Source organism: Desulfuribacillus alkaliarsenatis (assembly GCF_001730225.1).
GTDB classification, from domain to species: Bacteria; Bacillota; Bacilli; order Desulfuribacillales; family Desulfuribacillaceae; genus Desulfuribacillus; species Desulfuribacillus alkaliarsenatis.
Map to the genome: position 1 here is coordinate 489,286 of NZ_MIJE01000001.1, position 12,272 is coordinate 501,557.

Annotated in this window: 13 protein-coding genes; all 13 read left to right on the forward strand. The window is 37.2% G+C overall.

Annotation, left to right across the window (positions count from 1 at the left end; all coding sequences use genetic code 11):
- The first annotated feature begins 9 nt into the window (after nt 1-9).
- The 13 genes from fabG (at nt 10) to rimM (ending at nt 12,272) form a co-directional block, all read left to right on the forward strand.
- Entirely contained in the window at nt 10-750 is a 741-nt protein-coding gene (gene fabG, locus BHF68_RS02535) for a 3-oxoacyl-[acyl-carrier-protein] reductase (protein WP_069642052.1), read from the forward strand.
- A 27-nt stretch (nt 751-777) separates the two neighbouring features.
- Nucleotides 778-1,008, forward strand: a complete 231-nt coding sequence (locus BHF68_RS02540; RefSeq protein ID WP_069642053.1) for an acyl carrier protein — start codon at nt 778-780, stop codon at nt 1,006-1,008.
- 160 nt (nt 1,009-1,168) lie between these two features.
- A complete protein-coding gene (fabF, locus tag BHF68_RS02545; protein WP_069642054.1) occupies nt 1,169-2,407 on the forward strand; it encodes a beta-ketoacyl-ACP synthase II in 1,239 nt (412 codons plus the stop codon).
- Between the two features lie 57 nt (nt 2,408-2,464).
- Nucleotides 2,465-3,148: a ribonuclease III gene (gene rnc / locus BHF68_RS02550; RefSeq protein ID WP_301553586.1), complete on the forward strand. Its 684-nt coding sequence runs from the start codon at nt 2,465-2,467 to the stop codon at nt 3,146-3,148.
- A 1-nt stretch (nt 3,149) separates the two neighbouring features.
- Nucleotides 3,150-4,187, forward strand: a complete 1,038-nt coding sequence (locus BHF68_RS02555; protein ID WP_069642056.1) for an elongator complex protein 3 — start codon at nt 3,150-3,152, stop codon at nt 4,185-4,187.
- A gap of 19 nt (nt 4,188-4,206) precedes the next feature.
- On the forward strand, nt 4,207-7,803 hold the full coding sequence (smc, locus tag BHF68_RS02560; RefSeq protein WP_069642057.1) for a chromosome segregation protein SMC: 3,597 nt from the start codon (nt 4,207-4,209) through the stop codon (nt 7,801-7,803).
- Between the two features lie 15 nt (nt 7,804-7,818).
- The gene (gene ftsY, locus BHF68_RS02565) at nt 7,819-8,838 is read left to right on the forward strand and encodes a signal recognition particle-docking protein FtsY (RefSeq protein WP_069642058.1); all 1,020 of its coding nucleotides are present in this window, start codon (nt 7,819-7,821) and stop codon (nt 8,836-8,838) included.
- Nucleotides 8,839-8,961: 123 nt separating this feature from the next.
- Nucleotides 8,962-9,303: a putative DNA-binding protein gene (locus tag BHF68_RS02570; RefSeq protein WP_069642059.1), complete on the forward strand. Its 342-nt coding sequence runs from the start codon at nt 8,962-8,964 to the stop codon at nt 9,301-9,303.
- A 12-nt stretch (nt 9,304-9,315) separates the two neighbouring features.
- Nucleotides 9,316-10,656 carry a signal recognition particle protein gene (ffh, locus tag BHF68_RS02575; RefSeq protein WP_069642060.1) on the forward strand — a complete coding sequence of 447 codons (1,341 nt, stop codon included), beginning with the start codon at nt 9,316-9,318 and terminating at the stop codon, nt 10,654-10,656.
- Between the two features lie 54 nt (nt 10,657-10,710).
- Complete coding sequence (gene rpsP, locus BHF68_RS02580; RefSeq protein ID WP_069642061.1) at nt 10,711-10,980, forward strand: 30S ribosomal protein S16; 270 nt, start codon at nt 10,711-10,713, stop codon at nt 10,978-10,980.
- Between the two features lie 20 nt (nt 10,981-11,000).
- Nucleotides 11,001-11,228, forward strand: coding sequence for a KH domain-containing protein (locus BHF68_RS02585; RefSeq protein WP_069642062.1), 228 nt, complete (start codon nt 11,001-11,003; stop codon nt 11,226-11,228).
- 97 nt (nt 11,229-11,325) lie between these two features.
- Nucleotides 11,326-11,724 carry a YlqD family protein gene (locus BHF68_RS02590; RefSeq protein WP_069642063.1) on the forward strand — a complete coding sequence of 133 codons (399 nt, stop codon included), beginning with the start codon at nt 11,326-11,328 and terminating at the stop codon, nt 11,722-11,724.
- A gap of 20 nt (nt 11,725-11,744) precedes the next feature.
- Complete coding sequence (gene rimM, locus BHF68_RS02595; RefSeq protein WP_176719863.1) at nt 11,745-12,272, forward strand: ribosome maturation factor RimM; 528 nt, start codon at nt 11,745-11,747, stop codon at nt 12,270-12,272.

A 12,272-nucleotide genomic window follows, 5' to 3' on the forward strand; every position in this document is an offset into this window, starting at 1 on the left:
AGGGTTCTTATGTTGAATGAACAAGTTGCTATTGTTACTGGCGCTTCTAGGGGTATCGGTAAAGCAGTTGCAATTGAACTAGCAAGGGCAGGCGCAAAGGTAGTAGTTAATTATGCAGGCAGTGAAGATAAGGCAATAGAAGTAAAAAAACAAATAGAAGAATTGGGCGGAGAGGCTGAAATATTCAAAGCTAATGTTGCTAATTCTGAAGATGTTGGCGATTTAGTTTCCTTTGCTATTGAAAAATATGGGAAAATTGATATATTAATCAATAACGCTGGTATAACTAGAGATACTCTCATAATGAGAATGAAGGAGTCTGAATGGGACGAAGTAATTGACATTAACCTGAAGGGTGTTTTCAATTGTATAAAGGCAGTAACTCGTCCAATGATGAAGCAAAAGGCTGGTCGCATTATTAACCTTTCCTCTGTCGTAGGCATTGCAGGTAATGCTGGTCAGGCAAACTATGTTGCGGCAAAGGCTGGAGTAATAGGTTTGACAAAAACAGCTGCTAAAGAATTAGCAGCGAGAGGTATTACGGTAAACGCTGTTGCACCAGGATTTATCGAGACTGACATGACGGACAAACTACCTGAATCAGTTAAGGAAGAAATTCTAAAGCAAATCCCACTTGGTAAGATGGGACAGCCAGAAGACATAGCTAATACTGTAAGTTTTCTGTGCTCAGATAAGGCAAGATATATCACTGGTCAAGTTCTAGTAGTTGACGGTGGCATGGTGATGTAATTATAATGTTTGAGAGGAGGTGAACTCATGTCTGATGTATTTAATAGAGTTAAGGAAATTATTGTTGATCGTTTAGGTGTAGATGAATCTGAAGTAACATTAGAAGCTTCTTTCAAGGATGACTTAAATGCTGACTCTCTTGATGTTGTTGAACTTGTAATGGAATTAGAAGACGAGTTTGGTATGGAAATTTCTGATGAAGATGCAGAAAAGATCACTACAGTTGGAGAAGCAGTTAAGTATATTGAAAGCAAATAATGATATACTGCTACATAGAGTCCCGTAATCAAAAATTGCGGGACTTTGTACTAAAAACCAGCTTGTGTATAAAGTCCGAATTAATATAATTCGTTATCATATAATGATATAGATTATGTAGAAATATAATTTCCATAAACACCAATAAAGAGGTGAGTAGATGAAAAAACGTGTTGTAATTACAGGTATGGGTGCACTTACCCCAATCGGAAATGATGTTAATAGTTATTGGGATAGCTTAATGAATTGTCGCTCTGGAGTTAGATTGATCGAAAAGTTCGATACTACTGATTACCCGACAAAGATTGGCGCAGAGGTAAAAGGCTTTGAGCCTAGTGACTTTATTGACCGTAAAGAAGTTAAGCGTATGGATCGTTTTGTTCAATTTGCTGTAGCAGCAGCGAAAATGGCAATTGAAGATGCTAAACTTACAATTGATGACAAGAATAGTCACAGAATTGGAACCTATATAGGCTCTGGAATTGGTGGACTAGAAACATGGGAGAACCAACATAAAGTTCTACTTGAAAAAGGGCCTAAGCGTATTAGTCCATTCTTAATTCCAATGATGATTGCTAATATGGCTTCTGGAGTTGTTTCAATTCACGTAGGTGCCCGTGGTCCTAACAGTGCAGCTATTTCTGCCTGTGCTACTGGTACCCATTCTATAGGTGATGCATTTAAGATTATTCAGCGTGGAGAAGCAGATGTAATGATAACAGGTGGAACTGAAGCAAGTATAACACCACTAGGATTTGCGGGATTCTGCGCAGCTCGAGCTATGTCAACTAGGAATGACCAGCCAGAGAAAGCGAGTAGGCCTTTTGACAAAGATCGTGACGGATTTGTTATGGGTGAAGGAGCAGGCGTAATAGTATTAGAAACTTTAGAGCATGCACTAGAACGTGGAGCTACAATATATGCTGAAATTGCTGGTTATGGCTTAAGTGGTGATGCTTATCATTTAACAGCCCCATCTCCTGAAGGTGAAGGTGCTGCACGAGCAATGGAAATGGCTATTACAGATGCAGGATTAAAACCTGAGCAAATCAGTTATATTAATGCACATGGCACTTCAACAGACTTTAATGATAAATTTGAAACAATGGCTATAAAAACTGTTTTTAAAGAACACGCAGCAAAGCTACCAATAAGTTCAACTAAGTCGATGACAGGTCACTTATTAGGGGCAGCAGGGGGTATAGAAGCGATTGCTTGCGTAAAGGCGATACAAGAAGATATCGTACCTCCAACAATCAATTATGAAACTCCTGATCCAGAATGTGATTTAGATTATGTGCCTAATGAACCACGAAAAGTGATAGTAGAGGCAACATTATCTAACTCATTAGGTTTTGGTGGGCATAATGCATCAATTTGTATAAAAAAATATAGATAGAGTTTCCGGGGAAGTACATATTGTACTTCCTCATTTTCAATAAGGATGTGAATAAAGTTGAAAAGGTTTGAGCAATTACAACATAGTTTAGGTATACAATTTAATAATCGAAAATTGTTATATCAGGCCTTTACCCATGCGTCATACATAAATGAGCACCGCAGGGAGCTAAAAGAAGACAATGAACGGCTAGAATTTTTAGGTGATGCAGTACTCGAGCTAACGGTAAGCGAATACCTGTATAAAACACATCCTAAAATGAAGGAAGGAGAGCTAACTAAGCTGCGCGCTGCAGTTGTATGTGAGCCATCATTAGTGTTTTATGCAAACAATCTAAAATTTGGCGATTTTATCCTGCTAGGCAGAGGAGAAGAATACACTGGTGGTCGTAAACGACCAGCATTATTAGCAGATGTTTTTGAAGCCTTTATAGGTGCACTATACTTAGATCAAGGTATTCACGCTGTAAAAGCATTTCTCGAAAGAAATGTATTTGTATTAATATCAGAAGGCAAATTTATAAGAACAAACGACTATAAAAGCGAATTGCAGGAATTTGTGCAAGAGAAAAACATAGGTCCAATTGAATATCGCATTATTAGCGAAGAAGGCCCTGCTCATCAAAAAACATTTATATCTAAAGTGTTTATTGATGGACAACCGATTGGACAGGGTTCAGGTAAAACCAAAAAAGAGGCAGAACAAGAGGCTGCTAATGTAACACTGCAAAGGATAAGATAATATGCAAAAGAAAATCATATCGATTTTTGTTTCCCATTTAGGATGTCCACATGATTGTGCTTACTGCAATCAAGAAAAAATTACAGGCCATAAGAAAGCATTATTTAGATCGATGGTTGATATCAAGACAGACATTGAAAATCAGTTAGCCACTATTAATTGTAATCAGAATCATGTGGAAATAGCGTTTTATGGAGGTAGCTTTACTGGTTTACCAATCGAGTATCAAATACAACTACTAGAATTGGCGAAAAGCTATGTAAAAGCAAACAAATTATTAGGAATTAGATTTTCTACTCGACCTGACTATGTTACACCTGATATAATTAATTATTTGAAAGCATACCCTATTTCAGCCATTGAGCTTGGGGTACAATCTTTAGACGATAATGTGCTAAAATTGAGCAAGCGGGGACACACTAGCCAACATGTATATGATGCAGTCGAAGCTATTAAAAACACAGGTTTTAAGCTAGGCATCCAAATCATGACAGGTCTACCTGGTGATTCTATGCAATCTGTGCTGGATACAGCAGAGCGGGTTATTACTCTTAAGCCTGATTTTGTAAGAATTTATCCTACCCTAGTTCTAGCAGGCACTGATTTGGCGGATTGGTACAAGCAAGGGCAATACACTCCTTGGACAGTAGAGGAGACTATTAATAATATAGCTAAAATTCTACCACTATTTTTTGAAGCAGATATTCCCATTATTCGATTGGGACTTCAAGAAAACCAGGATTTACAGAAGATTGGCACAATCATAGCGGGACCGCACCGCCCGAATATCAGACAATTAATTGAGAGTCAGTATTATCTCAGCTGTTTATATAAAATCGGTGATGATTTATTTAAGGATCGAAATGGGGAAAAACATAAGGACCTTAGTATAATTATTCATCCAGCAGATGAAACGGCAGTTCGTGGCAAGAGCAATATAAATATTAAGAAATTTACAGAGAGATATTCATGTAAAGTAAGCATTATAAAAGATTTGGCACAGCCAAGAAATTTTATAACCCTACATGAAAACGTATGAGCCTAATGGAGGTTGGAGAATGTTTTTAAAACGTTTAGAAATTCGTGGTTTTAAATCCTTTGCTGATAAAACAGAATTAGAATTTCCAAAGGGAATCACGGCTGTTGTAGGTCCAAACGGAAGTGGCAAAAGTAATATTTCCGATGCTGTACGTTGGGTGCTAGGGGAGCAAAGTGCCAAGTCTCTTCGTGGGCAAAAAATGGAGGATGTTATATTTGCTGGTAGTGATAGTCGTAAGCCAATAAATTATGCTGAGGTTACTCTGGTACTAGACAATGAGAGTCAAACGATACCGATTGATTACACAGAGATAGCAGTTACTAGAAAAGTATATCGCTCTGGTGAGAGTGATTACTTTATCAACAATCAAAGCTGCCGTCTAAAGGATATTACTGAACTGTTTATGGATACAGGCTTAGGTAAAGAAGCGTACTCTATTATTGGACAAGGTAGGATAGAAGAAGTTCTAAGCACTAAATCTGAGGAAAGACGTGGAATCTTTGAAGAAGCTGCTGGTATCATAAAGTATAAGGCACGTAAACGTGAAGCTGAGAAGCGTTTAGAAGAAACTGAGGCTAACCTTGTGCGTGTTTATGATGTTATGAATGAGCTTGAAGACCAAATTGAGCCATTGAAAGAAGCCTCTGAAAAAGCTCAAACATACTTAGCTTATAAATCTGACTTGAAGTATTTAGATATATCACTACTTGCCTACCAGATTCAACAAATAGATAGTGAATGGAAGCAGCTTGACGAGGACAAATCAGTATTAGATGATGAATTAGCTAACTCAGTAGCTGTCTTAAATAGTAAGGAAGCTAGCCACACAGAATTAAAGTGGGAATTAACAAAATGTGACCAGCAAATAGATTCGCTCCAACAAAAATTTACTGAGCTATCTACTAGATTAGAGAAGGCCTTAGGTGATGAAAAAGTACTCTTGGAGCGTAAAAGTAACAACACTTCACTGATTGAAAGTCTAGAACTAGAATCGAAAGAGCTTCGCCTAAGTATAGAACAAAAAACGCACTTATATAAAAATAAAGAAGAAAATTATAACGATTTAAAAAAACAGTTTGAAAGTAAAGAAGCTGAATTGAAGAGTGAAATCAATAGATTAGAAGATTATGAGAGCAGATTGGTAAACCAGGATGAACAAACTGAAGCTTTAAAGGCAGAACATATAGAAATATTACACCAGCAGACGAGTGCGAACAATCAGATTCAGCACATAAAGCAAGCACAAGAAGCAACATTAAAAAAACTATCTGAGCTTGCTACACAGAGGGCTACTATTGACGAAAATCTCAAAACAGTAGCTAGGCAGATCACTGAAGTAACAACTACAATCACTAATAATGAACAAGAGTTGTTGAGATTAAAAGAAGATGTAACTAATACTCAGCAAAGCATATTAAATCAGCAGAATGTAATAGATGATAGTTATCAAGAATTATTAAACACCAATCAATTACTTGAATCGAAAAAAGGTCGTAAAAAGCTACTTTTAGATTTAGAAGCTGAATTTGCTGGATATTTTCAAGGGACGAAAGAAATCTTACTAGCTAAAAAAAGACACGCCAGTCAATTCCAGGGGGTACGGGGTGCCTTAGTAGATTTAATTAAAGCTCCTAAAAAATACGAAGTAGCTATAGAAACGGCCTTAGGAAGTGCGTTGCAAAATATAGTAGTTGATAATGATAAACATGCCCAGGCTTGTATACAGTATCTTAAAGAGAAGGGAAAGGGTAGAGCTACATTCTTGCCAATTTCTATAATAAAAGGACAAGCCAAACGTTACCGAAATGTAGAACAGGTAGAAGGATTTGTTGGTTATGCTAACGAGCTAATAAACGTAGCCCAAGACTATAGAAGCATCATAGATAGTCTACTTGGAAATGTTCTGATTGCTAAAGACATTAAAACAGCAACGAATATTGCTAGACTAGTGGACTATCGCGGCAGAATCGTTACTCTTGAGGGGGATTTTATTAGTCCTGGTGGTTCAATGACTGGTGGTAGTCAGCAGAAGAAAACATCATCACTTATGAGCCGGAAAAATGAAATTACATCCCTTGAAAAGGAAATAAATGATCTACAAAACGTAGTAAATAGCAAGAGTGTTGAGCATAATAAGCACAAGTCAGGCTTAGAATCCCTACAAGCTCAAATCCAGCAGCAAAAAGCTATTTTAGACCAGACGCAAAATAAAGCAATCGAGTTAGCTTCTAAGTTGCAAAAACTAGAACAAGAGCTATCGTACAGAAATGAAAACCTACAAATGATTGAACAGGAGCAGCATCATTATAATAACGAACAAGAAAAATATAATTTGACCCAATTAGAGCAGGAGCAAAGGCTGGTAAAATTAAAAAACGAGCAACAACAAATAGAAGGACAGTTAAATACCCATCAGCAACAGTTGAATGAGCAAAGGGCACAGCAGCACACAACTAGCTCGAAGGTAACAGATTACAAAATAGAGCTAACAAAGTATCAAGAGCAACTAAAGACATTAGATGAAATACGCGCTAGGGACATTACGGAAATTCAAGAGTTAGAAAAACGTCTCCAGAAATTAACTGATGATATATTAGCCAGAAATAATCAGCAGCAGGAGATAGACACTACAGTTAATTCATTGAAGGAAACTATTGAGTTAGATAATGAGCAAAAAGCTAATATGCAGCGACAAATAGACCTAGAAAGAGTATCTCGTCAGCGTATGCAGGAACAATTAACGAAGCAAGAAGCAACTATAGCTGACTTGACTAAGAAAACTAAGGAATTAGAAAAACAAATTCATCAAATAGAAGTGAAGACTAATAGATTTGATGTTGAATTAAACAACGCACTTAACCAATTACAGGAAGAATATGAAATTAGCTTTGAACGTGCTATTAATGAGTTCCCATTGACTGAAGATCCTAATGTTATAAAAACGAAAGTTAAGGAACTAAAGCGTAAAATAGTTGCATTAGGCGAGGTAAACACAGGTGCAATCGAAGAATATCAGCGCGTTGATGAGCGGTACCATTTCTTGAAACATCAACGAGAAGATTTGTTAGAAGCTATTAGTAAATTGAATCATGTTATAAAAGAAATGAACGTAGAGATGGAAAAGCGTTTCTTAGATAGCTTTAATTTAATAAAAGATAGTTTTTCTAAGGTTTTCCAACAAATGTTTGGTGGGGGACGTGCCAGCCTTAAGTTAGCAGACCCTGAAAATGTTTTAACTACAGGAATTGAAATTTTCGCTGAACCACCAGGTAAAAAGCTGCAGCATCTATCGTTATTATCTGGCGGGGAACGGGCGCTGACAGCTATAGCACTATTATTCGCAATATTAAGGGTAAGTCCAGTGCCGTTTTGTATACTTGATGAAGTCGAGGCTGCCCTAGACGAAGCAAATGTGACCAGATTTGCAAACTATTTGCGTAAATTTTGTGATCAAACTCAGTTTATAGTTGTAACACATCGTAAAGGTACAATGGAGTCAGCTGATGTTCTTTATGGTGTGACAATGGAGGGTTCAGGAGTATCAAAAATGGTATCCGTTAAACTAGAGGACGTAATTGACTTAGACATAGAACGAGAAGCTATAGAAGCTTCATAGAAAGGGAGTATCAGAGTGGGATTATTTAGTAAAATCAAGGATAAATTAATAGGAACCAAGCAAGACATCGAGCAGGTTAGTCAGAAATTCAAAGACGGGCTAGCTAAAACTAGAGATTCATTTGTTGGAAAAATGGAAGACTTATTATATCGTAGTAAAGGTATTGATGAAGATTTCTATGAGGAGCTAGAAGAAATTCTTATTTCTTCTGACATCGGTGTAGCTACAGTAATGGATATCATTGATGAAGTGCGCACAGAGGTTAAAGAAAATAGAATAAAGGATGCTAAGGAACTGCAACCAATTATTATCGAGAAAATGAAAGAAATCCTAGGTAAACAAGAAGATATTGCGATAAACTTTCAAGAAAACGATTTAACGGTAATCGTTATAGTTGGGGTTAATGGTGTTGGTAAAACAACGACGATTGGGAAGCTCGCGCATAAATTTAAACAACAGGATTTAAAGGTAGTTTTAGCTGCTGGTGACACCTTTAGGGCTGCTGCCATTGATCAGTTAAAGGTTTGGAGTCAGCGCACAGGTGTTGATGTAATTGCCCAGCAGGAAGGGTCTGACCCTGCTGCCGTCATGTACGATGCGATTCATGCTGCCAAAGCTAGGAAAGCTGACGTATTAATTTGTGATACAGCAGGTAGACTACACAATAAGACAAATCTCATGAATGAATTAAATAAAGTGTACCGAGTCATTGGTAAAGAAATTCCTGGGGCACCACATGAAGTGCTCTTAGTATTAGATGCAACTACGGGACAAAATGCGATGCAACAGGCTAAAACGTTTGGCGAATCTGCTGGGGTTACAGGGATAGTACTAACAAAGCTAGATGGTACTGCCAAAGGTGGAATTGTTATTGCTATAGGCAAAGAACTGAAGATACCTGTAAAGCTTGTAGGTCTAGGTGAAAAAGCGGAAGATTTACAGGAATTTAATCAAGATACATTTATCGAAGCCTTGTTTTCATCAGATCTATTTACCGAAGAAGTTCCAGTAGAGAATAACGAAGAAGGTAAATAAATTTGACCTATAAACAATATATTTGGGGAATATCTAGTGTCAAGATTTTTCCTTGACACTAGTTTGTTTTTTGTGTATGATACTTAAGGGTTTTCATTTAGCTTGCTAGAAGGAGGTTTTTCCTTGCTTGATAGAACAACCAGGGCTAACCTGCTTTACGATTTTTATGGAACACTTCTTTCAGAAAAACAGCGCGAATTCTTCGAATTATATTATCATGATGATTGGTCATTAGGTGAAATAGCAGAGAAATATCAGGTTTCACGACAAGGAGTTTATGATAACATAAAACGTTCTGAGAAAGCGTTAGAAGACTTTGAGAGTAAGCTTGGGCTATACAATGCTCACTGTAACAAAGAAAAAATCTATATACAGATACGTACGTTAATTGAGGCTTCGGAGCTTAAGAATGACATAAAAAAACAAGTGAAGCAACTGATAGAGGAACTGCAAATGAATGATTGAGGAGGCGGCCAAATGGTATTTCAAGGATTAGCCGACCGTTTACAGCAAACATTTAGCAAATTGAAGAGAAAAGGTAAGTTAACTGAAGCTGACGTAAAAGAAGCAATGCGTGAAGTGCGTCTTGCACTGTTAGAGGCTGACGTAAACTTTAAAATTGTAAAACAATTTATAGATAAAGTTAAAGAAAGAGCAGTAGGACAAGAAGTATTAAACAGCTTAACTCCAGGACAGCAAGTAATAAAACTGGTTAATGAAGAGTTAACTGAGTTAATGGGGGGCACCCAAAGCAAGCTCGCAATAAGCTCTAGCCCACCAACAATAATTATGATGGTTGGTTTACAAGGTGCAGGTAAAACAACGACTAGTGGTAAGCTAGCCAATCATCTTAAAAAGCAAAACCGCAGGCCCTTATTGGTGGCATGTGATATCTATCGCCCAGCCGCAATTAAGCAACTGCAGGTATTAGGGGAACAGCTAGACATACCTGTATTTAACATGGGAGACAAAAACTCTCCAGTGAATATTGCAAAAGCAGCCGTAGAACATGCAAAGCACCATGGCAATGACTACGTAATTATAGATACGGCAGGTCGATTGCATATCGATGAAAAACTAATGGATGAACTTGTTGCAGTAAGGGACAACGTATCTCCAGATGAGATTTTGCTTGTGGTAGATGCAATGACAGGTCAGGATGCCGTTAATGTTGCCGAATCATTTAACGAACAACTATCACTTTCGGGGGTTGTTTTAACAAAACTGGACGGTGATACACGCGGTGGTGCTGCATTATCTGTTAAATCAGTTACAGGCTGTCCAATTAAGTTCGCAGGTATGGGTGAAAAACTAGATGCTCTAGAGCCATTCCATCCCGACCGTATGGCTTCGAGAATATTAGGTATGGGTGACGTTCTATCATTAATTGAGAAAGCTCAAACCAATATTGATGAAGAAAAGGCCAAAGAATTAGAAAAGAAAATGCGTAATGCCGATTTCACCTTTGACGACTTTTTAGATCAAATGGAGCAGGTACGTAATATGGGTCCATTAGATCAGGTTTTAGGTATGATGCCTGGAGCTAATAAAATCAAAGGTCTTAAAAATATGCAGGTTGATGAGAAGCAATTAACTCATGTAGAAGCAATTATTAAGTCCATGACAAAAGAAGAAAAGCAAAAGCCTGAGATAATAAATGCTAGCCGACGTAAACGTATAGCTGCTGGAAGTGGAACTCAGGTGCAGGAAGTTAATCGACTTTTAAAGCAGTTTAGCGATATGAAGAAAATGATGAAGCAGTTTACAGGTTCACAAAAAGGAAAGGGCAAAAAGAAGTTTAAGCTTCCTTTCTTTTAAAATATAAATGAAATTTCTATAAGATAGTTATTAAGAAAGGGAGGTGACATAACAGTGGCAGTTAAAATTCGTTTGAAGCGTATTGGTGCAAAAAAAGCTCCGTTCTATCGTGTAGTAGTATCAGATGCTCGTTCTCCACGTGATGGACGTTTTATTGAAGAGATAGGCACATATAACCCAGTAACTCAACCAGCTCAGGTCAACGTTAAAGAAGATCGCGCATTATATTGGTTACAAACAGGTGCACAACCTTCAGATACAGTTCGCAACCTATTCAGCAAGTTAGGTATTATGCAAAAGAATCATGAAGCAAAACAAAAATAGTAACCAGAGGGGGAGTTCCCGTGAAAGAATTAGTAGAAGTAATTGCTAAGTCTCTGGTAGACAGCCCTGACGACGTAGTTGTTAGAGAAACAACTAATGATGATACAATTATCTACGAAGTAAGTGTAGCTTCAACAGATATGGGTAAAATCATTGGTAAGCAGGGTAGAACAGTGAAAGCTTTACGTACTGTTATTAATGCAGCAGCTGTTAAAGAAAACAAAAAAGTAATGGTTGAAGTCATATAATGAATTATGCAACTTCAAAAACTTAAGGGTTGGAATATTTCCAACCCTTTTTAACCATACTTTAGACCTTCTAGAAAACCAGCTAGGTGGTGCTTATATGCTCATAAAACGGCCTGTAAAAGTTAAAATGGTTATGACTCCCCAGCTTAGAAAACAACTTGAAGCTGAGTATTTAGGAGAATTACAACAAATTCGCCTAGAGCTCGAACAACTAGAGTTCCAAAATAAAAAACTAGTGCTCGAAGCAAAAAGAAAAAAACTAGACGCAGAGCAGGTTAACCTAAAGTTTAAAAAGGAAAAGCAAACCCGCCTTTCACGTTTAGAGCGTTTAGAAATACGTATTAAGGAATATCTTAAGCTTCCTGATGATGTAGAAATAATACATAGTACAGTTGATAGTTATGTAAATGTAAAAGTAGGAGACAAATGGGATACACTAGTTGAAGGTGTGGAAATTGTTTTGAAGGATGGAATAGTTGTAGAAATTCGAAATTAAGAATGTACAAGGTGATTATAATGACAAATATGTACCAAGGAAAAAAACTTTTTCGCGTTGGTAAAATTGTAAATACACAGGGTATTAAGGGCGAGCTGCGACTAGTGCCAACGACAGATTTTCCTGACCGCTTTAAACCTAAAAGTTTATTTATAATAAAAAATGCAAGTGGCGAGATGAATGAGGTAGAACTAGAGAAAGCTAGACCCCATAAAAATTTTATCATTATAAAAATTCAAGGCTGCGAATCCATTAATGAAGTGGAAAAATGGAAGGGCAGTGAATTGTTTGTTACGGAAGATAATCTAGCTACATTAGCTGAGGGAGAATATTTCTTTCATCAATTATTAGGCTGCAAAGTACAGTCTGAGGAAGCTGAAGAGATTGGTGTGTTAGATAACATACTACAAACCGGTGCTAATGATGTTTATGTAGTGAAGCGTGAGGGTAAAAAGGATTTATTACTTCCCGTAATCGATGAATGTGTAAAAGACATTGACACTGAAAATAAAATAATAACTGTTCATGTTATGCCAGGATTAGAGTGA